Genomic DNA, 23,461 nt, shown 5'->3' with positions numbered 1-23,461 from the left:
CATGATCATTTGCGCGGATGCCATCGGTTCGATCGTCATGCCCGCATCGCTTTGCCCAGTGGATCGTATGGCGACGAAGCGATGATGCGCGCACCTCTTTCAACGCCGACGATGTGGGTTGTCAACTGCGTATCGACATCAGCCACCTCACGCTCGACCAGCGCCATGGCGAGGCTCTTGCCGACCGTATGGCCGTAGCCGCCGGAGGTGGCGAAGCCGGCCAGCCTGCCCTTGATCCAGACCGGTTCGTAGCCGCTGGCATCGGCATCCGCCGCGTCGATTTCGAGCGTAACCAGCGTCCGCCGGGATGGAGCCTCCTGCTCTTTGAGAGCCGCCTCGCGCCCGATGAAATCGCCCTTGTCGAAGGCGATCCAGCGGTCCATGCCGGTTTCATCAGGCGTATAATCCTGGGTGAACTCGCGCGACCAGATGCCAAAACTCTTTTCGAGCCGCAGCGAGTTCACAGCGCCGAACCCGTATTCGGTGACGCCGAGGTCGCTGCCTGCCGCCAGCAGCGCGCGGCGCAGCGCCGCGTGCTCATTGGCCTGGCAATGGATCTCGTAGCCAAGCTCGCCGACGACCGAAAGGCGTCCGACCTTCGCCCGCACCAGGCCGACATCCAGCGTCTTGCAGGCAAGGAAGCCGAACGCCTCGTGCGCGACATCCTGATGCGTCAGCCGTTCGAGCAGCCGGCGCGCTTGGGGACCGGCCAGCGAGAAGCCGACGACCGTATCCGAAATGTCGCGGACCGTGACGCCATCGCCCGAATGCTGTTCGAACCAGCGCATATGCCACTGGCGCAGATAATAGGATCCCATGATCCACCAGCTGCCGTCGCCCCAGTTGAAGACGGTAAGGTCGCCTTTGAGCTTGCCGTTTTCGCCCAGCATGGGCGCAAGTTTTGCGTGACCCGGCTTGGGCAGCGCACAGGCAAGCATCCGATCCAGCCAGGCCTCGGCCCGCGGCCCGGTGATCTCGTAGCGGGAGAAGGCCGTGATATCGAGCAAGCCGACGCCTTCGCGCACCTTGCGGCATTCCTGCGCGACGATGTCGAAGGCGTTGGAGCGCTTCAGCGTCGGTGTTTCGACGAACCCTTGCGGGGCGAAATAGAGCGGCACTTCCATGCCCCAGGAATTGCCCCAGCGCGCACCAGTGGCGTCCATGGCGTCATGCGCGCCGGCCGTCTTCAAAGGCCGTCCCGCCGGCAGTTGCTCATTGGGGTAGCTCATGACGAAGCGGCGCGAGTAGAACTGGCCGGTGGTCTGTCTGATGTATTCGCGGTTGGAAGCGAAGTCGCCGTAGCGGGCGATGTCCATGCCGTAGACATCGGCTTCCGGCTCGCCATGGATCATCCATTCGGCGAGCGACTTGCCGACGCCGCCGCCTTGCAGGAAGCCGGCCATGACGCCGCATGCCACCCAGTAGTTGGAAACGCCACGCACCGGGCCGACCAGCGGATTGCCGTCAGGCGAGAAGGTGAAGGCGCCGTTCACCCAGCGCTTGATGCCGGCATTCTCCAGGCAGGGGTAACGGCTGAAGCCGAGCGCCAGCTCGTCGGCAATGCGGTCGGTGTCCTCCTGGATCAGCTCGATGCCGTAGTCCCACGGTGCGCCGTCCATGTTCCAGTGCTTGTGGTTGATCTCGTAGATGCCGAGCAGCAGGCCTTTCTGCTCCTGGCGCATGTAGGTGAAGCCTTCGAGATCGACGATCAGCGGCAACTCTCTGTCCAGCGCCTGGATTTCGGGCAGCGCCTCTGTCACAAGATAATGATGCTCCATCGGCGAGACCGGCAGGTCGATGCCGGCCATCCGGCCGACCTGCTTTGCCCATAGGCCGCCGGCGTTGACGACATGCTCGGCAATCAGCGTGCCCTTCTCGGTGACAACGTCCCAACCGCCGTCGGCGCGACAGTTCAGTTCCAGCACGCGGTTGTGCTCGATGATGTCGGCGCCGCGCCGCTTCGCCGCCTTGGCATAGGCGTGGACGACGCCCGAGGGATCGATATGGCCCTCACGCGCAGCATAGAGGCCACCCAGCATGCCGTCGGTGTTGAGGATAGGGCAGCGCTGCCGGATCTCGTCGACGCCGACCAGATGGACATCGTCAATGCCCATGGTCTGGAAGATGCGGTAGGCGGCCTTGAGCCATTCCCAACGCTCCGGCGCCGAGGCGACCGAGATGCCGCCGGTCATGTGCATGCCGATGCTCTGGCCGGATTCTTTTTCGATCTCCGAAAGCAGGTCGATCGTGTAGGCCTGCAGAGCGGCAATGTTGGGATCGGCGTTCAGCGCATGGAAGCCGCCGGCCGCATGCCAGCTCGATCCGGCGGTCAGCACTTCGCGTTCGATTAGCGCGACGTCGCTCCAGCCGAGTTTCGCAAGGTGATAGAGCACCGAGGCCCCAACCACGCCGCCGCCGATGACGATCGCCCGGTATTGAGATTTCATCCTGTCGCACTCCGCCCGGTTCTCAGCAGCACAATCTACCGGCATTGTACATATGTGTCTAGTACCTATGCGACGTCGACGCACGGAGCCGTTCCGATGGCTCGGCAGGAGCCAAATGGGCTGGTTATTGAGGTGGCGCGCGAGTAGCGTTGTCAGGGCGCGGCGACCGATGGCTGTGTCACCGGTTGGCGGAAACAGTCTTCTCGACGTAGCGCGAGAACGCCTCGACATCCTCCGCCAAAGGCTCCTGGCCGGTGAAACTGCGCAGATAAGCGGCGACGTGAGGCAAACGGCTGCTCATCGGCTCGTTGAGTTCGAGCGAGTAATAGCCGATCTGCATGAAATACAGCACGCGGGCGCGCACGAACGCGTCTTCTTCCTCATAGCCATGGCGCATGAACATGTCGCGAATGGCATCGACGCGCTCCGCATCGGCCTCGTCGAGCGCACGCCTTATGGCAGGCGAGCGCCGGGCCCATGCCCTGATCGCGAAATCGAGCTGGGGATCGAACAGTCTTTCGTCCACCCAGCATTCGAAGATGCTCATCACCCCGCGGATCACGGTCGCGGAGGGCCGCCTGGCGCGTTCGACGATGAACCTGGTGTTGGTCTGCCGCCAGTAGTCCAGCAACTGGTCGAGCAGGTCCTGACGGCTCTTGAAATACCAGTAGAAACTGGAGCGCGAGACGTCGAGCTTCTGGCCAAGCGTCAGCACGCGAACGCGTTCGACACCATCCGAGATCAACGTTTCAAGCGCCAGCTTGAGCCAATCTTCGCGAGTGGCCTTGATGTTTCCGGTGGCGCCGGCGCGCTGGATCGTCGTATCGGTGGCTTCCATAGGCACGACGCATGACACGCTGTATCAGGCAAATCAAGGCTATGGACACATATGTCCAGATCAATTCGGCCTGCGCCGGATGATGCCTCATTGATGTTAGCCGGACTGGGGATCGTATGGCGCTAACGCCGCCGCGCCATCAGCATGATGCCAGGCGGGGGATTTTTGTCGCGGGCGGCTGGCCCACTGCATGCTTTCCCGCAAGGCAATTGTCTGGCAAATACCAATTCAGACAGATGCCGCCGGGCGGCCAACCAGCAGGAAGACAAGACATGACCCTGTTTCGACAGAACCTCATCGATGGCGAATGGGTCGGCGACGCCGGCTCCCGCAACATCAACCCTTCGGATACCGGCGATGTCGTCGGCGACTATGCCTCGGCGGGTGCCGCGCAGGCGGGGCAGGCAATCGCTGCCGCCAAGGCCGCGTTTCCGGCATGGTCCCGGTCCGGTCCGCTGGCGCGCCACGCAGTGCTGAAAAAGGCGTCGGACGAGATCATGGCGCGCAAGGACGAGATCGGCCGTAATCTGGCGCGTGAGGAAGGCAAGACACTGGCCGAAGGCATCGGCGAGACCATTCGCGCCGCCCAGATATTTGATTTCTTCGCCGGCGAAACATTGCGCCTGTCCGGTGAGGTCGTGCCAAGCGTGCGGCCGGGCGTCGGCGTCGAGATCACCCGGGAAGCCGTCGGCGTGGTCGGCATCATCACGCCGTGGAATTTCCCGATCGCCATTCCGGCCTGGAAAATCGCTCCGGCGCTCGCCCATGGCAACACCGTCGTCTTCAAGCCGGCGGAGCTGGTTCCCGAGAGCGCCTGGTCCATCGTCGACATCCTGCATCGCGCCGGCCTGCCGAAGGGCGTGCTCAATCTCGTCATGGGCAAGGGCTCGGTCGTTGGTCAGGCCATGCTCGACAGTCCCGATGTCAACGCCATCAGCTTCACCGGTTCGGTCGGCACCGGCAAGCGCGTCGCCGCCGCAAGCGTCGAGCACATGCGCAAGTTCCAGCTCGAAATGGGCGGCAAGAACCCGCTGGTCGTGCTTGACGATGCCGACCTTGCGGTCGCTGTCGATTGCGCGCTCAACGGTGCCTTCTTCTCGACCGGCCAGCGCTGCACGGCCTCGTCCAGGCTGATCGTGACCGACGCCATCCATGACCGTTTCGTCGATGCCCTCAAGGATCGTATGGGCAAACTGATCGTCGGCGACGCTCTCGACGCGCAGACCCAGATCGGCCCTGTCGTCGACGCGACCCAGTTGAAGCAGGACGAGGATTATATTGCCATCGGCGTCAGGGAAGGTGCCACGCTCGCCTTCGGCGGCGAACGGCTCGACCGCAAGACGCCCGGCTTCTATCTCAGCCCGGCCCTGCTGACCGAAGCCACCAATGCCATGCGCAGCTCGCGCGAGGAGATTTTCGGACCTGTCGCCAGCGTCATCCGCGTCAAGGACTATGACGAGGCGTTGGCTGTCGCCAACGACACGCCGTTCGGGCTGACCTCGGGCATCTGCACGTCGAGCCTCAAGCACGCCACGCACTTCAAGCGCAATTCGGAGGCCGGCATGGTGATGGTCAATCTGCCGACGGCAGGTGTCGACTTCCATGTCCCCTTCGGTGGGCGCAAGGGGTCGAGCTACGGCCCGCGCGAACAGGGCCGCTATGCCATGGAATTCTACACCACGGTGAAGACCGCCTATACGTTCGCAGGCTGATCGGCCAGTGCCGATCATGCCGGGCTGATCGGCCGCCCGGGCCGATCATGCCGGCGACACGGCAACATCAAGGACACCGGACCGGCGCGCGGCGATGACATTGCGAGACCTGACCTGGCTCAATCCGCCGCCGCACCATGCCATCGACGGCGATACAGTTCGTGTGCGCACCGGCAACGAGACCGATTTCTGGCGCGAAACCTTCTACGGTTTCTGGCGCGACAACGGCCACTTCCTCTACCGTAAGGTCGAGGGCGATTTCACCGCCGAGGTCACGGTCGAAGGGCGTTACGAGGTGCTCTACGACCAGGCGGGGTTGATGGTCCGGCTGAGCGAAACGCACTGGATCAAGGCCGGTATCGAATACACCGACGGCGTGATGTATTTTTCCGTCGTCGTCACCAACGATGCCTCGGACTGGTCGCTGGCCACCATTCCGGCCAGCCCGCACGGTGTGCGGATCCGCTTGACCCGTCATGCCGAGACGATCCGCATCCAGTATCTCGATGCTTCCGATGGTTACTGGAAGCCCGTGCGGCTTGCCTATTTTCCGATCTCGAAGGCGATCGATGTCGGCATGATGTGCTGTTCACCGCAACGCGAGGGTTTTGAGGTTACATTCTCGGGCTTTTCGGTCGGCCCGCCGATAGCGCGGGAACTGCACGACTGAAGCGGATGCTTCGGCGCCTCAATCACCACCAGCCTCGTCCAGCCCCAGCCCGTCGCGAACGGCGTTGCGGATGGCTCGCGGGCCGAACCTGGCCCAGACCGCCTGATGCGCGCGGATGCGTTGCTTTGCTCTGCGTTCAGCGTCCAGGCAAAGTCCCACCGCCATGTCGGCTAGCACCTCATCGCTGTCCGAGAGCAGCAACTCCTGGTTCTCGACAAAGCCAAGCCCCTCGGCGGCCAGCGGTGTCGCGATCACCGCCACGCCCCAGGCCATCGCCTCCAGGATCTTGATGCGCGTGCCGCCGCCAGCCGCAAGCGGGATGATGGTGAGATGCGCCCTGGACAGGAGTGGCGCCATGGTTTCGGGGTCTTCGATGAGCTCCACGCCTTGCAATCCGGCCAGCGCACGCACTGCAGGCTTCGGCCTACGCCCGGCAATAACCAGCGTCGCCGCCGGAAAAGCCGCCTGGATGCGAGGAAATATGATGCCGGCTAATCTCTTGGCGGCATCGACATTTGGCGGATAGTCGAGATGGCCGACGAACAGGATCACCGGAAAGCCATTGTCGGCCGCAGCCTCGGCGGGCAGCGTTTCGGGGATATCGCTAGCGTGGGGAATTCCGTTCGGAACGATATCGACCGGCACTCTGTGCGGGAAAAGGGTCATCAGCCTTTCGCGGTCCTCGTTCGAGCAGACCCAGACCCTGTCGACGAGGGAAAGCGCCTTTCCTTCGAGGCGCCTGATGGCAATGGCCGTGGCAAGCCTGGCCGCGGCGGATCGCGCCTTTTCGGCCCGATGCAATTGCCCCGCCAGGTCGGACTCGACATTATGCATGTCGAGGATGAGCTTTTTCGTCAGGGGTCTCAAAGGCTGCAGCAGCTTGTACAGGCCGATGCTCTCGACCACAATTGTGTCCGGGCGGAAGTCTCGAACGAGTGTCTCGAGCCGCGTCAGGGCAGAGCGCAAAATGCGATGTTCTGCCCTTATGCGCCACCAGCCGATCGAACCGGTGCGAGCTTCACCGTCGATCGACAGGGCCTCGATGCGGATCGGCGGATCGACGGCTTCCACAGCCTGCGGCCGCACCGATGCCAGGCAGACGGGTCCGAACGCCGCTGCCGCCACGGCATTGCGGTGGTTGCGCAGATCCGTGCCGGACTTCGGCGGAAAGGCCGGATCGTGCGACACAACCAGCACACGCCGTTCGGCGCTCCAAGGCTCTGTTCCAGACGGCATTCCAGACGGTTCCGCAATCACAAAAAGGGGTTCGACTAGTTTAGCTGAACGGCGCTTTCGTCAAGCGCATGATCCTCTGGGATGTCCGGTGCAAGCTTGATGCCGACGGCCCGCAAGGGTCAGCGCCTGGACCACGCCAGCCAGCGCGCCGACAACCGCTTCCACAGTGAGGTGAACCGGGTTCGCCGGTAGGCGTCGCCGGCCATCTTTATGCCTTGTGCCTGCGTCGGGAAGGGATGGATGACGTCGGCCAGCGCGTGCAGTCCCATACCGGATTTTATGGCGAGCGACACCGCATTGATCATCTCGCCGGCATGGCTGGCGACGACCGTGGCGCCCAGGATGCGATCCGACCCTTCCTTGACGTGGATTTTGACAAAGCCCTCCTCCTCGCCGTCCATGACCGCACGCGCGACGTCGTGCATCAGCACCGTATAGGTCTTGACCGGGATGCCATCCTGGCGCGCCTGTGCCGGATAGAGGCCGACATGGGCAATTTCCGGATCGGTATAGGTGCACCACGGCACGACCAACTGGCTCACCCTCTTGCGCCCGAGGAACAGGGCGTTCTGCACGACGATGCGGGCCGTTGCCTCCGCGATATGGGTGAATTTGTAGTCGAGGCAGACATCGCCCGCCGCATAGACGCGCGGATTTGTGGTCCTGAGATAATCGTCTACCTTGATGCCGTTGGCATCGTATGCCACCCCGGCGTTTTCCAGGTCGAGACCGTCGACATTGGGCGAACGGCCGATGCCGGTGATGATCTCGTCGACGGAAATCGTCGTCGTGTCGTCGTCCCGCAGCAGGTCGGCGAGCTTCTTGCCGCCTGCCGTCCGCACCGCCACGACCTCGGTGTTGAGCCGAACCTCGACCCCTTCGCGCGCCAGCGCATCCGAAAGGACCTGGGCGGCGTCGCGCTCCTCGCCGGGCAGGAACATCGGATCCCGCTGGGCCAGGATGACTTTCGCGCCCAGAAGGCAGAAGGCCTGCGCCGCCTCGCAACCGAGCGGTCCGCCGCCGATGACCAGAAGCCGTGGCGGGCAGGCCGTGAGGTTGAACACGGTCTCGTTGCTGAGATAACCGGCTTCGGCCAGCCCCGGAATTGTCGGCAGGCTCGCACGGGCACCCGTCGCGACCAGCGCCTTCTTGAAACGCAGCGTCTTTCCGGCGACCATGACCGCGTCCGGTCCGGCAAACCGCGCTTCGCCGAAAAAGACATCGATGCCTTCCGAGGCGATGGTCGCGGCCGAATCGGCGCGGCTTATCCGCTGCCGGATTTGCCGCATGCGCCGCATGGCCCGCTGGAAGTCGACGTGAAGACGCTCCGGCGTGTCGCCGCCAAAACTTTCGGCATCGCGCATATCGGCATAGAGCCTGGCCGTGCGGATGACTGACTTCGACGGGATGCAGCCGACATTGACGCAGGCGCCGCCGATCAGGTTGCGTTCGATCAGCGCGACCTTTGCGCCGAGGCCAGCCGCGTCGCGGGCGGCGGTCAGCCCGGCAGGCCCGGCGCCGATGACGACGAGGTTGTAGGGACCGTCCGGCTCCGGGTTCTTCCAGTGCGGTGGATGGGCGTACTGGATCAGCTCGATGTCATTGCGGTCGACAGGGAAGGCGGCAGTCCGGTCACGCGCCATCGCCGTCATCCCTCGACAGCCATCCACCCGTGAAGCCCGCCTTGCGCAAGCCTCGACGGATGTGCTGGTTGGACCGCATCAGTTTCCAGACCAGGCGCGAGCGGTGGTTCTCGATCATCATCACCACAATGCCCTGGTCCAGGCCGTAGTGGCCTTCCGACACCCAACCGTTGCGGCCGAATTTTCGCCGGTTCGCCAGTGTCGGGTTGAAGCCGCTCGGCAGCCGGAAATTGTCGACCACCTCGGGGTAGCGATCCCCGAGATGGCGCAACGCCGCCAGGCAGATCTCCGGCGCGAAAGGCAGTGACGCGGGGTAGGACCATGGTGCGATCGTCCCGTCATCCGGCCCGAACGGCGCGCCGCGCGCGGCATAGCCGGAAAACCGGCGACGCTGTCGCTCCACGCTGGTGCGAAAGCCGCCCGGCCCGTCGCCTGCCGAAAGTCCCCACAGGTTCTCGTCGTAACCCCCATAGCCATAGGGGTTGTGCCGCGCATAGTCGCGGTGGAGGTAGGTCGAGCGGCGGCTGTTTTCGAAATAGTCCGAATTCTTCTCGCGCATGAAAGCGTCGCGGATGCCGGCGAAATCGATCCAGGCATGCGAGAACTGGTGCATGAACAGCGGTCCGCCATAGAGCACATCGTAGCCGTAGATGTTTTCCCATTGGTAGGTCGCGGTCCAACCTTCGTAGCTGTCGTCGGAAGTCGGGCTGTCGGGCGAGGCCATCGACAGCACATAGAGGATCGTCGCTTCGTTGTAGCCTTCCCAGCCATAGTGGAGAAAGCCGCTCTTCGGCTTCCAGCCCTGCCGCAAGGTTGGACTGCTGCCTTGCGCCCATCGCCAGTCGACGCGCCGATAGAGCGCCTCGGCCAGTTGGCGAATTTCGGCTTCCTCGTCATTGTCACCGGAGTAATAGGCGCCGGCGACGAGAATGCCGGCGATCAGCAATGCCGTATCCACCATGGACAGCTCGCAGCGCCAGACGCGCAGGCCGGTTCGCATGTCGAGGAAGTGGTAGTAGAAGCCTCTGTGGCCGGTGACGTCGTCGCCATTGCCTTGCGTGGAGGTCGAGAAGAAGCGCAGTGCCGCAAGGGTCAGCTTCACCGCCGCCTCGCGTGTCATCCAGCCTCGCTCGACGCCGATCGGATAGCAGGACAGGGCGAAACCGACGACGGCGATGCTGGCCGGCGAATTCGGCCGCGACGTATCGGCGACCAGCCCGTTCTCCGCGTTCACATTCTCCAGGAAATAGTCGAAGGCCGCACGCTGGTAGCGATCCAGAAGCTCGTCATCGGACAGCGCTACGGGTTCGGCCCTAAGCAAACGATGCACACTCCACCCTGATGGCCGTAGCCTTCGCCGCTCGCATGGCAATGGCGAGCCCCTGGCAGGTTGTCGCGCATGCCGACCTGTCACTCGGTGTCATGGCTTTCCCATATCTTTCTTGCGTTCTCGTCGATTCGGGCGTTGGCAATCATACGCGTGCAGCGCTCCCTTCGTTGCCCCCGTCACGCAGAATTGTAGCTGCATCCGCCGACGCAGGGAATGTTCCTGCGAATGGGCGCAGCCGCCTCATCGGTCCACCTGGTACTGGAAGAACTGCAGGAACAGTTCCCGCTCGGTGGTGATGTCGAGTTTTTCGTAGATGCGGCGGCGATGGTTCTTGACGGTGCCGACGGTGATGCCGAGGCGCTCGGCGATGTTCGCCGTCGGGTGGCCGGCCAGGATCAGCTGGACCAGTTCCCGCTCGCGCAGCGACAGCTCCGGCCACAGGCTTGCCGGAATGGTCGGCTCCTGCCGGGGCGAGGCGCCGGGGCCGGTCGGCGCCGAGGTGCGGGAGAACTCGGTTCCGCGTGCCTTGATGTCGAGCGCATGCAACGCCACGAATACCGGCAGCCGTTCGTCCAGCAGGGCGATCTCGCTGTCCTTGAATACGGTGGCCGAGCGGTCGAGGAAAATGCCGAGGCACCAGTCGCCGCCATCGGCCAGCATGATGCCGACCTCGTCGCAGATTTCCGACTGCGCCAGGAAGCCGGCAATGTACTGGCCGCGCTTGGCCGCGTCGTCGGCAAGCCGTTTCAGCGGCATGATGCCGAGCCTTCGCTCGCGCCGCCACGACGCGTAGAAGGGGTCGAAGACATAGTAGCTGGCGAGGTAGCGCTGCACCATCTCGTCCGAAAAGCGCCGGTGCTTGACGAATTCAGGCGTCTGCGTCGCCGAATAGCGTGTCACGGTGACGAGGTCGTGCTCGATATCCGCGCCGATCAGGTCGATCAGGCAGTCGATATGCCTGTCCGTGCCGGTGGCGGCGATCGCTTTGGCGAGCGGCGCCCAGATGGTCCCCATGCGCATGCCCTTTTTTCGGCGATGTCGGTCAGCCCGTCATTGTGTCTTTAGGCATATGGCGCGAGGCCACCCGTCGAATCTAGCCTAGCGACAACTTAGACCAGATTCCGAGGCGACCGTGACCCAGCCCAACCTCACCGGCCCCATCGTTGGCAATTCGCCAATCATTGGCAATCCAATTGTCATCGGTATCGACGCTGGCGGCACCATGACCGACACGATCCTTGTCGATCAGGACGGCCACTTCAAGATCGGCAAGTCGGCGACGACACCGAAGAACGAAGCCGAAGGTTTCCTCGCTTCGGCCGAGGACGCGGCGGGCGCCTGGGGCATCTCGCTGGAGCAGCTGTTTTCCGGCGTCAACGTGGTCCTCTATTCCGGCACCGGCATGCTCAACACGCTGCTGTCGCGCACCGGGCGGCGGCTCGGCCTGATCACCACCAAGGGCCTGGAGGACATGATCCTGATGGGTCGCGGCCTGCAGGCCTGGGCCGACTATTCCTACGCCGACCGGCTGCATGCGGTCACCCATCATCATCCCGACCCGCTGGTGCCGCGCCGCCGCACCCATGGCGTCACCGAACGCATCGACCAGTTCGGCGACATCGTGCTGCCGCTCTACGAGCATGAGGTCGCGGTGGCGGCGAAAAAGCTGATCGCCGACAAGGTCGAGGGGATCTGCATCATGACGATCTTCTCGCATGTCAATCCGGTGCACGAGAAGCGCATCGCCGAGATCTGCCGCGAGGAGATCGAGAAGGCCGGCGCCGAGATCACCGTCTACACCAGCCACGAAGTCCGCCCTGTCATCCGCGAACAGTCGCGGCTGAACTCGGTGCTGATCGAGGCTTACGCCACCTCGCGTGGCCGCAAGCAGCTCAAGGGGATCGAAGACGTCTCGAAGAAATACGGCTTCAAATATGGCGTGCAGACGCTGCTCTCCTTCGGCGGCCTGACCTCGATCAATCATCCGCGCCTGCATGAAACCATGATTTCAGGCCCGATCGGCGGCATCCTGGGTGCGGCCTATGTCGGCAAGCTGATCGGCAATGACTCGCTGATCTGCTCGGACATGGGCGGCACCTCCTTTGACATGGGGGTAATCACGCGCGGCCAGACGCGGATCGAGAACGAGCCGCTGATGGACCGTTTCAAGCTCAACGTGCCGACGCTGCATCTCGACACCATAGGTGCTGGCGCCGGCATGATCCTCAAGGTCGATCCGCTGACCAAGAAAGTCAGTCTCGGACCGGAAAGCGCCGGCTCCGATCCCGGCCCGATTTGCTTCGCCAGGGGCGGTACCGAGCCGACCATCGCCGATTGCGACGCCATTCTCGGCCGCCTGAACCCGTATTACTTCCTCGGCGGCAAGGTCGTGCTGCAGGTCGAGAAGGCCCGCAAGGTTTTCGAGGAAAAGTGCGCCAACGTGCTCGGCGTTGGTGTCGAGGAGGCCGCCGAAGGCATGATCGACATGCTGGAGGCCGACGCCAACAACGCGCTGCGCCGCGTCATCTCGGGCCAGGGCATCCATCCGTCGGAATTCACGCTGCTGTCCTATGGCGGCTCTGGCCCGCTGCATCTGGCCGGCTGCTCCAGGGGAATCGGCTTCAAGGATATCATCACCTTCCAGTTTGCCGCCGCCTTCTCCGCCTTCGGCTGCACCACGGCCGATTTCATGCGCCGTCATTCGGTGTCGACGCAGCACGATATCCCCTCGCGCGCCGACGAGGCGACGCTTGCCGCTTTCGGCGCCAAGGTCACCACGGTCTGGAACGATCTGACCAAGGCGGCCGTCGACGAGATGATCGCCGACGGCCATGCGCGCGAGAAGATCAGGACAGTGCCGTTCCTGATGATGCGCTACACCGGCCAGCTCGAGGACGTCGAAGTGATGGCGCCGCTCGCCGAGATCAATTCGGCCGACGACATGCGCAAGGTGCTCGACGAGTTCGAGGCGGTCTATGCCAAGGTCAACCACCGCGTGTCACGCTATGGCGAGGCCGGCTTCACCATCACCGAGCTCGGCCTGATCGCAACCGCCGACAAGGTCAAGCCGGTGCTGCTCAAGCGGCCGCTCGGTGCCTCCAATCCGGCTGCCGCCCACAAGGGCGTGCGCGAGGCCTATATCGGTGGGCGCTGGCACAAGGCCAATCTCTACGAGATGGATCTCTTGCAGCCCGGCCATGAGGTGATCGGCCCGGCCATCATCGAACATCCCGCCACGACGCTCGTCGTTCATCCGCAGGACCGCGTCCATGTCGATGAATGGACGCTGCTGCACTACACCCACGCTTGAGAGGGCGACCGCCATGTTGGACAAACCTGCCTCGGCCCTGCGCCTTCGCGAAAGACTGCTCGATTCCGAGCGGCTGATGGAAGAGACCGGATGCTATGACGGCATCACGGAACTCACGCTGCGCAACCAGGATCCGCTGAAATTCGAGACGCTGCACACTAAGCTGCGCGCCTATTGCGTCTCGGCCCGCGAAATGGCCCGCCGCATCTCGGCTTCGCCCGGTGTGCGCGAGGTCGGCGAGATGGTGGTGGCGATCTACACGCCCGAGGGCGATGCCATCGCGCTCTCCAACGGCATCATGGTGCATGTCCACACGATGAGCCGCTTCATCAAGTGGATGATCAAGAACAACTACGAGGAAAACCCGCGCATCCGCGAAGGCGACATCTTCGCCAACAACGACGCCTTCATCGGCACCGTGCAGGTGCCCGACGTGATGGACGTGGTGCCGATCTTCCATGAAGGCACGTTGGTCGGCTGGGCCGGTGCGGTCTGCCACGAGCTCGAAGCCGGCGGCATCACGCCCGGCGGCGACGTCTGCCTGGCGCAGGAACGCTTCACCGAAGGCCTGTTCGTCTGCGCCGAAAAGATCGGCGAGAATGACGAGATCCGCCGCGACTATGTGATCCGCTGCGAGCGCAATCTGCGCATGCCGATCTACTGGGTGCTGGACGAGAAGGCCAAGGTCGCCTCCTGCATCGACATGCGCGAAAGCGTCAAGCAGCTGATTTCCGAGATCGGCCTCGACTACTGGATGAAGGTGTCGAAGGAGTTCATCGAGGAAGGCCGTCGTGCCCAGCTTGCCCGTACCCGCCAGCTCACCGTGCCCGGCATCTATCGCGGCCACACCTTCTATGGCCACGTCACCGCGGGCAAGCCCGGCTTCCAGCTGCTCGGCGATCCGGACTGGCTCTACAACATCCCGATCGAGATGGAGATCACCACCGACGGCAAGATCACCATGGACTTCGAGGGCACCCAGCCCTGGGGCTACCATTCGATGAACTGCACGCCGGCCGGCATGGATGGCGGCATGTTCGTCACCTTGACCCAGCACATGAATTTCGAAGGCCTGGTCAATGACGGCGCCTGGATGGCGACCGAGTTGAAACTGCCGCACGGCACCTGGACCAACCCCGACAACGAGATGGTGGCCACCGCCACATCATGGGCGCTGCTGCTGCCGGCCTATGGCGTGTTCCAACGGCTGCTGTCGCGCAGTTTCATTGCCCGTGGTTTCGTCGAGGAGGCGTTCGTCGGCCAGGTCAACAGCCCGATGATCGAGATGGGCGGCGAAAGCCAGTACGGCACGCCGTTCGGTATGGCGCATTTCGAATGCGCCGCCGCCGGCTCCGGCGCGCTCGCCATCAAGGACGGTCTCGACACCGCCTATGTCGGCTGGAACCCGGAATCCGACATGGGCAACATCGAGGTCTGGGAACAGTCGATGCCGATGGTCTATATCGGCCGTTCGATCGTGCCGAATTCCGGCGGTGCCGGCAAATATCGCGGCGGCTGTTCCTTCGTCTCGACCTGGCTGATCAACAAGACCTCGCATCTGCGGCTCCACACCTCGGAGCACTCTTCGCGTGTGTTCGACAATGGCGGCATGTGCGGCGGCTATCCGGCGCCGACCTGCCAGAAGCACCGCGCCGTGCGCAATTCCAACATCCATGAACTGGCGGCCAGGGGCGAACCGCTGGCGCATGCGCCAGGCATCGACCCGCATATGTCGGACTACGAGAAGAACATTGGCGGCGACCATGTCGTGGTCGAGGGCCCCTACATCACCTCGCCGCACAAGGAAGGCGATATCTTCAGCCATTCCTACAATGGCGGCGGCGGCTATGGCGACGTGCTGGAGCGCGATCCGCTCAAGACGGCCTCGGATGTCGAGAACGGTTTTCTCACCCGCGAAGCGGCGGACAGCGTGTTCGGCATCGTGCTGAAGGACGATGAAGACGGTTATCCCACGGCCGATATCGATGCGACCGTGACGCGTCGCGCCGCCATGCGCAAAGAGCGGCTGGCGAAAGCAATCCCGGTGGCGGACTGGATCGCCGCCGAGCGAGGCCGGGTCGAGAAAGCCGACTTCGCGCCGGAGGTGAAGAAAATGTATGCCAGCGCGATCAAGCTGTCGTCGCGCTTCACCAAGGATTTCAGTGATTTCTGGAACGTCGACGCCAGGTCGATCTTCACGCCGGGAGCAAAGCCATGACCTCGTACAGCAAGGAAGTCATCCGCGATCTGGCTGCCGGCCAGCTGCCCTGGCCGCAGACCCGGCGCATCATGAGCGCCTACAAGGACGATGACCGCTTCTTCAAAATGGTCGCCGTCTATCAGGACCGCGTCGCATGGAAAGATCCAATCCTGCTGCCGGTCTCGGACCACCTGTTCATCTGCCAGAGCGGCGATGAGCGCATCACCCGCTGCGAGTGCGGCCATTCCTTCGGCGACTACCGCAAGAACTGGAAGCTCAACGCCGCCATCAACGTGCGCAACAGCGAGCAATCCCTGCGCGAGATCTATCCGAACAGCGATCTTCCTGATCCCGAATGGATGGAAATCCGCGAATTCATCTGCCCACAGTGCGGCACGTTGCACGAGGTCGAGGCGGCGGCACCGGGCTATCCGATCGTGCATGATTTCGAACCCGATCTCGAAGGGTTTTATCGCGAATGGCTGGGAAAACCACTTTGACGACACTGATCTTGTGAGCCGCGTCGCAGGCAAGGTAGCCTGGTTGCCCGCACCGAATTGTCTTGGAGACCACGACTGATGACAAACCTTTCCGGCCGCAGCGCGATCATCACCGGCGGGTTTTCCGGAATGGGCTTTGCCATTGCCACGGCACTGGCTGAGGCTGGCGCCAATGTCGCCGTCGGCTCCTACATTGCGCCCGCCGGCGCCGACAAATCCGATGCCGCCTATTATCCCGGCGCGGACGAAATCGTGCGCGTGCGTTCGGCTCTTGCCGTCCATGGCACCAAGGTTCACGCCGCCCATCTCGACGTGCGCGACAGCGACGTCACCAACCAGTTCGTGGCGGAAGCCGAAGCAGCTATCGGCCCCGCCGACATATTGGTCAACGCCGCCGGCACCACCGCCGAGCAGCCGGTCTGCGGCCACTCCGACGCGCTGTGGGACAAGATCGTCGACACCAATCTGACCGGCGCCTTCCGCGTCACCCGTGCCGTGCTGCCCGGCATGATCGGGCGCGGCTGGGGCCGTATCGTCAACATAGGCTCGACCGCCGCCTCCGTCGGCTGGAAGGACAACCCGGCCTATTGCGCTTCCAAGGCCGGCCTGCTCGGCCTGACCCGCTGCGTGGCGCTGGAAGGGGCGGCGCATGGCGTCACCTGCGTCATGATCAGCCCGACCTGGGTCGAGACCGAACTGATGCGCCGCAACGTGGCGCAGGTCGTCGAGCGCGAAGGCAAGGGGCGCACGGCGGAGCAAGCCATGGCCGAAATCGCCAGCGGCAACCCGCAGCAGCGCCTTCTGCAGCCACAGGAGATCGCGGCTCTTGCCATCTTCCTGTGCTCGGATCTGGCCAAGGGCATCACCATGGAAAACATTCAGATCACCGGCGGAGCACTGTGGTAGCGCTGATCCAGGCAGCTGCGGCAGGACGAGGCGACGGCTGATCTCGGCAATCGCCTCGCTGTAAGACAAGGTGACCGGATTTGCCATTGAGCGCAGGGCGCGATAGGTTATATTGCACTGCACAATGGAGACGCCGTTTATTGCACGCCCTTGTTTGCGGATATGCCGGCTGGCCCACGGCCTGCCGGCCTTGGGTCGCGCCGGCGGGACTCTGAGATGAAGATTCCAAAGTCCCTGCTGGTCGATCCCGAGAAGAATTCGGTCTATGGCAGTTTTGCCGTTGCCGTCTCGATCTGGGCGTTTTCCTATTCGGTCATTTTCGGCCAGATCCTGATCCTCGCCTACTATGCGGTCTGGCTGCCGCTCATCCTGGTCGACTACCGGCGGTTCCTGCGGCACCTGTCCAGTGCCTGGCTGCCGCTACTGTTTGCCGCCTATGTCTGCTTCTCGGTCTTCTGGTCGCAGGCGCCCGGCATCACCGCGAGGACGTCGATCCAATATTTTTCCCATATTGCCTGCGCCTACGTCGCGGCGCGCACCGTCAGCGTGCGCACCTTGACCATAGGCGCCCTGATCGGGATATTTGTCGTCCTGCTCTATTCGTTGCGGGTCGGAAACTATTCCGAGGACGTTCTCGACGGTACCTACAACTTCGTCGGCGCTTTCGCCTCCAAGAACCAGATTGGCTTTGTCGCCTCGCTCGGCATCTATTTCTGCGTCGTTTTCATTGCCTTTTACAGGCGCGGCTGGCGGAGCGTCATCCTGGCGGTGCCTATCGTGCTGTTGTCGGCCTATCTGCTCGTCATTGCGCATTCCGCCACCTCGATGGCCTCGATACCGGCAGTCCTGGCACTGGTGGCGCTTCTTACCATGAGCAAGCTGCTGTCGCGGCGCTATCGCCGGGTGATCTTCCTGATCGGCGCCGGCCTTCTGGTCGTGGTCGCCTTCGTCGCCTTGAATCTCGGGCTGATGGACTTCGTCCTTGGCCTCTTCGGTAAGGATTCGACGCTCACCGGGCGAACCTATCTGTGGGAGCAGGGCTGGAACGCCGTGCAGAAAGCGCCGATTCTCGGCCTCGGCTATGCCGCCTATTGGGTGCAGGGCTTCGCCGAAGCCGAGCGGCTGTGGAACGAATTCTACATCACCACCCGCACCGGCTTCCATTTCCACAACACCTATATCGAAGCCCTCGTCGAACTCGGCTTCGTCGGAGCGACGCTGGTCTCGCTGATCATGCTGCGCACGCTCTACGGCCACGTCTCGGCGGTGATCTTCAAGGCATGGCAAGCGGATTCGGTAATTCTCTTCGGCGTGATGGTGCTGCTCCTGATCCGCTCCTTCGTCGAGGTCGAGATTCTCAACCCCTACATCATGGGCTCTTTCCTGATGTATTTCAGCTTCTTCAAGCTGGCGCGGCTGCCGGTCACCCGCACGCGGTGGAGCCCCGCCTTCGAGCAGGCTGAGGCGGCCAAGAGAGAGGCCCCCTGGCCCCGGCATGTGAATGGTCCGGCGGCCGCCAACCCGTCCTGAGTCGATGCATGGCGCTCAAAACTGCGCAGCGGTTTTGACATGCATCAAAACAAAGGCTTGAAGCGCGTCGCATGAATCCCTTCAAACGCGACGCGCTTTATCGTTTGGGAGGCGGAAGCAGGGCCAACGGCGGTTTCGCTCGGGAGCTTTCGCCCAAGCAGGCCTGCCCCAAGGCGGGATCCATCCCTGGCGGGATGGATCAAAACGCCGGATCGTGCTGGGGTTTCCGGGTCTGCTGGCTAGAACAATTCCAGGAAAGTATAAAACGGTTTTCCGGGAAAAGCGCGTAGCGCGTTCCCTTAGGGAATCGCGTCAAAGCAAAGAGTTAGAGCGGTTCGCCGTTTCCGTGAACGGTGAACTGCTCTAGGGGTCTACTGGCTGGTCAGCGGCGCCAGCTTGACCTTGATCACGTCGCCAGGCAGCACCGGCGTATCTTCCTTCGCCGAGATTTCGCTGCTCTTGCCGTCGACGACTCGCACCAATGCGTAGAGCAGGCTGGATTGCTGGTCGCTGTCGCTGGCGACTCTCATCGAGGGATCGCTGGCCTGGGCCATCAGGCCTTTCTGCATATTCACCTTGAGCGCGGCCTCGTTGAGGTCAGCTTCGGTCTGCTGCCGGTCGGTGGCGAGATTTGAACTCAAGGTGTTCTGGGCATCGATGGCGTCCTGCGTCGCCTTGCTGATCGCCTGCTTGGCGGTGAGGATGGCCGTTTCGTAGTCCAGGATCTTGCCCTGCAGGTCGGCGACGGACTGCCGCGAATCCAGCAGCCGGGCGTTGGCGATCAGGCCTTTCTGCGCCAGCGGGCCGATGCTCGTGAGCTGCTGCTGTGCCAGGTCGACCTGCTGCTGCTGGTTGACGATCTTCTTCTGCAGCGACTCGATTTCGGACTGCAGAACCCCCTTCAGATCGCTGAGCGCCTCAAGCTTCAGCTTCAGCGCCTTTTGGTCGGAGGTCAGGATCGTCATCTCGTCTGCGACGATGGCTGGCAGTCTGGGATCGCCCTCAGCCTCCTTCGGCACCTCGAAACTCGCCTTGCCGGCCATATCGGCGTCGATGCGGGCGCGCTTGACGAGCAGCCGAATGCGCTGGTCGTCAGAGATATCGAAATTGCCCTTGGCGGTGACTAGGTCCTTGCCGAGCTGCGGGCCATAGTCGGCGTTTCGCCTGATCCCACCGGCGACACTGATGGCCTTCAGCACTGTCAGCTCTGGCACATAGGGAAATTGGCCGGGGTTCTGGACTTCGCCCGAAATGTAGAATGGCCGGTACTGCGCCATTTCGACAGAGGCTTCCGGCTTGTCCGACAGAGCGAGCTTGCGCTGCAATGCCTGGCCGATCGCCGCTGCGATTTCGGAGGTGGTCTTGCCGGATGCCGGAAGCTCGCCGGCGAACGGCACCGACAGCGTGCCGGAAGGGCCAACCGTGTACTCGCCATTCACCGCCGACCAGTCACGGAATGTGCCTTCGACCGTCTGCCATTCGGCAACGCGGATGGTGAGCTTGTCCTGCGATCCGAGACGGTATTCGTCGGCGGCGGCGATGTGAGGGATGACCAGCGACATGGCAACGCATGTGGCCAGCAAACGCGCCCGCCGCAGCCGGCCGGAAACCGGGCCGCTGCGAAGGGCTTCAAACATATCTGTTTTCAACTGAACGTTCCGATCCGCTTTAGCCCCATCGCCCGATGATGCTTGCCGCCGAATGCCTGGTATCGCGGCCGGTCAGTAAGAACCGCGTGACATCCAGACGGCGGGGACTGTCTTGATGATGATGCGAACGTCCTCGAACAGCGACCAGTTCTCGACATAGTGGCGATCGAAGGCCACGCGGCTGTCATAGGAGACGTCGTTGCGGCCGCTCACCTGCCACAGGCCGGTCAGGCCCGGGCGGGATTTCAGATAGTAGACGGCGGAGGTGCCATAGATCTCGAGCTCGTCACGCACGACCGGACGCGGCCCGACAAGGCTCATGTCGCCCTGCAGGATGTTGATGATCTGCGGCAGCTCATCGAGGCTGAGTTTCCTCAAGACCGCTCCGACGCGGGTGACGCGCGGATCGTTCTTCAGCTTGCGGGTCGCCACCCATTCCGCGTTGGCGTCCGGGTTGGTTGCGAGATAAGCGGCCAGCACCTTGTCGCCATCGGGAACCATGGTGCGGAACTTCAGGCACGGAAAAATCCGTCCTCCGCGTCCGATTCGCCTGTGGCCGTAGAAAATCGATCCGCCGTCGGAAAGTTTGACGAGCAGAGCGATCATAACAAACAGCGGGCTGAGAGCAATCAAGCCAATCAGTGATCCGGTGATATCGAAGCTGCGTTTGAGCAGGCCGCCGATCGGCGGCGGAAAATCGATGTCGACCTGCGAAAAGCCCGCTGTGGCCGACTTGGCAACGTCCCTCATGCCGTAAACTCCATGCGTGAACGAATGGTTCGCCGCAAGATACCAAAAAAATGTTGCAGCGCAACACACAATTTACCAACCGGTTGAAATAGTCGCGTCATGAATTGACTAAATAATAAGCTAGCCATGCACAAATTTCGGGATATTTAGCACATTTGTGACAATAAATGGGCAAACCCTGAAAAATAAGGGCCTTTTTGGGGCGGTTCTTAGGCGGGCAGTCCTATGGGGTAAGGCACGGAGCACAATAGTGCTTTAGCAGAGCTCGATACTCAAGGCAAATCCCGTAAAATACTACTTAATATTGTTTCTTTTACTCAAGAATGGCGACCATTCGAGGTCGGTTCAAATCCCTTTGCGTGCATTGCAGCATGGCCGAATCGATCGCAAAAGCTCAATCAAAAATATCCGGAGTTGCCCTTGCCGCCTACTGCTCGCCTTAATAGAATTGCAAATTATACCTGTCAGAGTGGCGACAGGTAGAAAAGGCCGGAAGCAACCGGCCGAGAGCGGGCGCCTTAACAAGCCCGCATGACAAGGGACGGCGCTCGGGTGGGGCAATCGTTATATAGACCCGAGCCGGTTTATGGGCTGTTGGGTATGGCACTTCCAAAATTCATCGTCGGGATGATTTTCGCTCTTTCAATCGTCGTTGCCTGGTCCTGGCTAGGCGGCGCTTCGATCGGTACGACGCTGATCCGCGTCATCATCTGCGCAATTATCATTCAGGCGGGCTACTTCGTGCTCGTCTATGCCATGATCGCCAGAAGCCCGCCGACGCCGGCCGACATGGCTCGCGACGCGGAGAGAAAGCTGAATGCGCCCGAGGTGGCCGAAGGCGAGAAGCTGGGCAGCGCCAGGCGAAGCCTGCACTAACCAGAAGCCTGCCAGCCTCACGCAACGTTAGCGGGCTGGCTCTCGGACTGTTCGCCCAAAAGCATCCGCGACAATCGGCTGCCGGCTTTTTCCTTCAGCCGCTGATATTGCCCGACTTCGACGACGCGGCCGTTTTCCATCGCCACCACCCAGTCGGCGAAGGCGATCATCGACGGCCGGTGGGCGATGGTCAGGATCGTCATGGTACCGCGCAATCCGTCAATCGACTGGGCGATCAGCGACTGGTTCTGCCAGTCGAGCGCGCTGGTGGCCTCGTCCAGGATGAGCAGGGACGGCTTGCGCAGCAGCGCGCGCGCAAGCGCAATGCGCTGGCGTTCGCCGCCCGAAAGCCGCACGCCACGGTCGCCGACCACCGTCTCGAGCCTGATGTCGAGCCGTTCGACGAATTCGCCGGCGTGCGCTGAGCGCAGCGCGGTCCACAGATCGTCATCGCTGGCTTGCGGCGCGGCAAGGCGCAGGTTGGCCGCGATCGTGTCATGCAGCAGGAACACGTCCTGCGGCACATAGGCCACCTGATCGCGCCAGCGGCGGCGGTTGCCGCCATCGATCTCGACGCCATCGACGAGCATCGTGCCGGCGGTCGGCTCGAGCAGGCCGAGCAGCATGTCGGCGATCGTGCTCTTGCCCGAGCCGGAGGGGCCGATCAAGGCGGTGACCTTGCCGGCCGGCAGGCCGAAGGTGATGTCCTTGACGACCATCTTGGCCGGGTCGTCGCCATAGCCGAAACAGACGTCCCTGATGCTGAGGCCGGTTGCCAGAGACAGCTTGCCGCCTTCGCTGGTTTCGGCATCGCCCGGTTCGCGCTCAGCATCGAAACGCGCCTGCATGCCGCGCATCGCCGTATAGGCGGGCAGATTGATCAAGACCTGCTGGGCCTGCGTCTGCATGTCCATGAAGCGCGGCGCAATTCGCATGAAAACCAGCAGCAGGACGACGATCTCGGCCAGCGACAGGTTGAAGCGGACCAGTGCCACATAGATGAACAGGCTCAAGCCAACGACGCTCGCCACCTGGAACACCGCGGAGCCGATGGTGCTGTTGCGCACATAGTCGACATTGTCGGCCTTCATCTTTTCGAGCGTCGCTTGCAACTGTGCGAAATAGGTCGCCTCGACATTCAGGCTCTTGGCCACCTTGATGCCGCCGAGGAATTCCGAAACCGTCCGGTACTGATCCTGGCGATTGGCGGTCAGCACCCGGCCAAAGGCGGTGGCCCGCGATCGAAACGGCTGCAGCGCCACGAACATCACGATGCCGATAATGACGGCAAACAGCGTCATCACAGGCGAAATGAACACCGAAACCAGCAGGTAGCCGGCCAGAAGCACGGCGATCTGCACCAGCATCAACAGCGAGAAGGCAGCCCCCTGGACGCGGTCGATATCGCCGGTCAGGGCATGGTCGAGGTCCGAACTGCGCATGCGAGTGAAGACGCCCCAGCGTGCCTTGCCGATGCTTTCGAACAGGTTCATGCGCACGCGGTTGATGAAATCGAACAGCAGTTTAGCCATGTAGACCGACTTGAAGCGGTTGAACGCCGCCTGCACGGCAACAAGCCCGACCAGCAGGCAAAGCACCGTCGTCAGTTGCAGCGTTCCATCCGGCACCAGCCAGCGTATGAAATCATTGTTCGGCAGCTTGACCGCGAAGTCCTGTTCGGCGCGTCCCACCAGATGCAGCAGCGGCACCAGCAGCAGGATGGAGATGCCTTCGGTCAGGCTGCCCAGGATCAGGAAGAGCAGCGCCGTCCAGGTTCGCCGCCCGCCGATCTGGGCGATGACGGCGCCGAATGCGGCAACGTCTCGAAACAGCGACAGGCGAAGGACTGAGGACTTCGACATGA

Annotated in this window: 17 protein-coding genes; 8 read left to right on the top strand and 9 right to left on the bottom strand. The window is 62.6% G+C overall.

Annotated features, from left to right (window positions below; genetic code table 11):
- Positions 1–35: 35 nt before the first annotated feature.
- Together AC0ZT5_RS13020 and AC0ZT5_RS13015 are read right to left on the bottom strand one after the other, a co-directional pair.
- A complete protein-coding gene (locus AC0ZT5_RS13020; RefSeq protein ID WP_488496761.1) occupies positions 36–2,447 on the bottom strand; it encodes a GcvT family protein in 2,412 nt (803 codons plus the stop codon).
- 178 nt (positions 2,448–2,625) lie between these two features.
- Complete coding sequence (locus AC0ZT5_RS13015; protein WP_488496760.1) at positions 2,626–3,285, bottom strand: TetR/AcrR family transcriptional regulator; 660 nt, start codon at positions 3,283–3,285, stop codon at positions 2,626–2,628.
- A 272-nt stretch (positions 3,286–3,557) separates the two neighbouring features.
- Here AC0ZT5_RS13015 and AC0ZT5_RS13010 point away from each other — a divergent pair, with 272 nt between their 5' ends.
- Together AC0ZT5_RS13010 and AC0ZT5_RS13005 are read left to right on the top strand one after the other, a co-directional pair.
- A complete protein-coding gene (locus AC0ZT5_RS13010; protein WP_488496759.1) occupies positions 3,558–4,997 on the top strand; it encodes an aldehyde dehydrogenase family protein in 1,440 nt (479 codons plus the stop codon).
- A gap of 94 nt (positions 4,998–5,091) precedes the next feature.
- Positions 5,092–5,667 (top strand): DUF1349 domain-containing protein, encoded by a 576-nt coding sequence (locus AC0ZT5_RS13005; protein ID WP_477281722.1) that lies wholly within the window; start codon positions 5,092–5,094, stop codon positions 5,665–5,667.
- Between the two features lie 18 nt (positions 5,668–5,685).
- Here AC0ZT5_RS13005 and AC0ZT5_RS13000 read toward each other — a convergent pair whose 3' ends face one another.
- The 4 genes from AC0ZT5_RS13000 to AC0ZT5_RS12985 form a co-directional block, all read right to left on the bottom strand.
- Positions 5,686–6,903, bottom strand: coding sequence for a glycosyltransferase family 4 protein (locus AC0ZT5_RS13000; protein ID WP_488496758.1), 1,218 nt, complete (start codon positions 6,901–6,903; stop codon positions 5,686–5,688).
- A gap of 119 nt (positions 6,904–7,022) precedes the next feature.
- Positions 7,023–8,546, bottom strand: a complete 1,524-nt coding sequence (locus AC0ZT5_RS12995; protein WP_488496757.1) for a mercuric reductase — start codon at positions 8,544–8,546, stop codon at positions 7,023–7,025.
- Positions 8,536–9,867, bottom strand: coding sequence for a glucoamylase family protein (locus AC0ZT5_RS12990; RefSeq protein WP_488496872.1), 1,332 nt, complete (start codon positions 9,865–9,867; stop codon positions 8,536–8,538). The genes AC0ZT5_RS12995 and AC0ZT5_RS12990 overlap by 11 nt, the downstream gene beginning before the upstream one ends.
- A gap of 249 nt (positions 9,868–10,116) precedes the next feature.
- Positions 10,117–10,896 carry a helix-turn-helix transcriptional regulator gene (locus tag AC0ZT5_RS12985; RefSeq protein WP_488496756.1) on the bottom strand — a complete coding sequence of 260 codons (780 nt, stop codon included), beginning with the start codon at positions 10,894–10,896 and terminating at the stop codon, positions 10,117–10,119.
- 160 nt (positions 10,897–11,056) lie between these two features.
- Here AC0ZT5_RS12985 and AC0ZT5_RS12980 point away from each other — a divergent pair, with 160 nt between their 5' ends.
- The 5 genes from AC0ZT5_RS12980 to AC0ZT5_RS12960 all read left to right on the top strand — a co-directional run bounded on the left by AC0ZT5_RS12980 (position 11,057) and on the right by AC0ZT5_RS12960 (position 18,322).
- Positions 11,057–13,186: a hydantoinase/oxoprolinase family protein gene (locus tag AC0ZT5_RS12980; RefSeq protein ID WP_488496871.1), complete on the top strand. Its 2,130-nt coding sequence runs from the start codon at positions 11,057–11,059 to the stop codon at positions 13,184–13,186.
- Between the two features lie 13 nt (positions 13,187–13,199).
- Complete coding sequence (locus tag AC0ZT5_RS12975) at positions 13,200–15,404, top strand: hydantoinase B/oxoprolinase family protein (RefSeq protein ID WP_488496755.1); 2,205 nt, start codon at positions 13,200–13,202, stop codon at positions 15,402–15,404.
- Positions 15,401–15,886, top strand: coding sequence for an acetone carboxylase subunit gamma (locus AC0ZT5_RS12970; protein WP_488496754.1), 486 nt, complete (start codon positions 15,401–15,403; stop codon positions 15,884–15,886). The genes AC0ZT5_RS12975 and AC0ZT5_RS12970 overlap by 4 nt, the downstream gene beginning before the upstream one ends.
- Before the next feature lie 78 nt (positions 15,887–15,964).
- On the top strand, positions 15,965–16,792 hold the full coding sequence (locus AC0ZT5_RS12965) for an SDR family NAD(P)-dependent oxidoreductase (RefSeq protein ID WP_488496753.1): 828 nt from the start codon (positions 15,965–15,967) through the stop codon (positions 16,790–16,792).
- A gap of 216 nt (positions 16,793–17,008) precedes the next feature.
- A complete protein-coding gene (locus AC0ZT5_RS12960; RefSeq protein WP_488496752.1) occupies positions 17,009–18,322 on the top strand; it encodes an O-antigen ligase family protein in 1,314 nt (437 codons plus the stop codon).
- Between the two features lie 371 nt (positions 18,323–18,693).
- Here the strand turns inward: AC0ZT5_RS12960 and AC0ZT5_RS12955 are convergent, their stop codons facing one another.
- Together AC0ZT5_RS12955 and AC0ZT5_RS12950 are read right to left on the bottom strand one after the other, a co-directional pair.
- A complete protein-coding gene (locus AC0ZT5_RS12955) occupies positions 18,694–19,959 on the bottom strand; it encodes a polysaccharide biosynthesis/export family protein (RefSeq protein WP_477281739.1) in 1,266 nt (421 codons plus the stop codon).
- An 84-nt stretch (positions 19,960–20,043) separates the two neighbouring features.
- Positions 20,044–20,721 carry a sugar transferase gene (locus AC0ZT5_RS12950; RefSeq protein ID WP_184873244.1) on the bottom strand — a complete coding sequence of 226 codons (678 nt, stop codon included), beginning with the start codon at positions 20,719–20,721 and terminating at the stop codon, positions 20,044–20,046.
- Positions 20,722–21,321: 600 nt separating this feature from the next.
- Here AC0ZT5_RS12950 and AC0ZT5_RS12945 point away from each other — a divergent pair.
- Positions 21,322–21,597: an exopolysaccharide production repressor protein gene (locus tag AC0ZT5_RS12945; protein WP_095082865.1), complete on the top strand. Its 276-nt coding sequence runs from the start codon at positions 21,322–21,324 to the stop codon at positions 21,595–21,597.
- Positions 21,598–21,614: 17 nt separating this feature from the next.
- On the opposite strand, the gene AC0ZT5_RS12940 is transcribed toward AC0ZT5_RS12945, so the two are convergent.
- Complete coding sequence (locus AC0ZT5_RS12940) at positions 21,615–23,459, bottom strand: ABC transporter ATP-binding protein (protein ID WP_488496751.1); 1,845 nt, start codon at positions 23,457–23,459, stop codon at positions 21,615–21,617.
- Positions 23,460–23,461: the final 2 nt, after the last annotated feature.

Source organism: Mesorhizobium sp. CNPSo 4670, from assembly GCF_057784235.1.
Note: the sequence above shows the minus strand (reverse complement) of the source record. Positions and strands in the feature narration are given on the sequence as shown.

Coding starts and splice junctions, on each gene's coding strand:
- AC0ZT5_RS13020 (WP_488496761.1), bottom strand. CDS start 2,447: ATGAAATCTCAATACCGGGCGATCGTCATCGGCGGCGGCGTGGTTGGG.
- AC0ZT5_RS13015 (WP_488496760.1), bottom strand. CDS start 3,285: ATGGAAGCCACCGATACGACGATCCAGCGCGCCGGCGCCACCGGAAAC.
- AC0ZT5_RS13010 (WP_488496759.1), top strand. CDS start 3,558: ATGACCCTGTTTCGACAGAACCTCATCGATGGCGAATGGGTCGGCGAC.
- AC0ZT5_RS13005 (WP_477281722.1), top strand. CDS start 5,092: ATGACATTGCGAGACCTGACCTGGCTCAATCCGCCGCCGCACCATGCC.
- AC0ZT5_RS13000 (WP_488496758.1), bottom strand. CDS start 6,903: ATGCCGTCTGGAACAGAGCCTTGGAGCGCCGAACGGCGTGTGCTGGTT.
- AC0ZT5_RS12995 (WP_488496757.1), bottom strand. CDS start 8,546: ATGGCGCGTGACCGGACTGCCGCCTTCCCTGTCGACCGCAATGACATC.
- AC0ZT5_RS12985 (WP_488496756.1), bottom strand. CDS start 10,896: ATGCGCATGGGGACCATCTGGGCGCCGCTCGCCAAAGCGATCGCCGCC.
- AC0ZT5_RS12975 (WP_488496755.1), top strand. CDS start 13,200: ATGTTGGACAAACCTGCCTCGGCCCTGCGCCTTCGCGAAAGACTGCTC.
- AC0ZT5_RS12970 (WP_488496754.1), top strand. CDS start 15,401: ATGACCTCGTACAGCAAGGAAGTCATCCGCGATCTGGCTGCCGGCCAG.
- AC0ZT5_RS12965 (WP_488496753.1), top strand. CDS start 15,965: ATGACAAACCTTTCCGGCCGCAGCGCGATCATCACCGGCGGGTTTTCC.
- AC0ZT5_RS12960 (WP_488496752.1), top strand. CDS start 17,009: ATGAAGATTCCAAAGTCCCTGCTGGTCGATCCCGAGAAGAATTCGGTC.
- AC0ZT5_RS12955 (WP_477281739.1), bottom strand. CDS start 19,959: ATGTTTGAAGCCCTTCGCAGCGGCCCGGTTTCCGGCCGGCTGCGGCGG.
- AC0ZT5_RS12950 (WP_184873244.1), bottom strand. CDS start 20,721: ATGAGGGACGTTGCCAAGTCGGCCACAGCGGGCTTTTCGCAGGTCGAC.
- AC0ZT5_RS12945 (WP_095082865.1), top strand. CDS start 21,322: ATGGCACTTCCAAAATTCATCGTCGGGATGATTTTCGCTCTTTCAATC.
- AC0ZT5_RS12940 (WP_488496751.1), bottom strand. CDS start 23,459: ATGTCGAAGTCCTCAGTCCTTCGCCTGTCGCTGTTTCGAGACGTTGCC.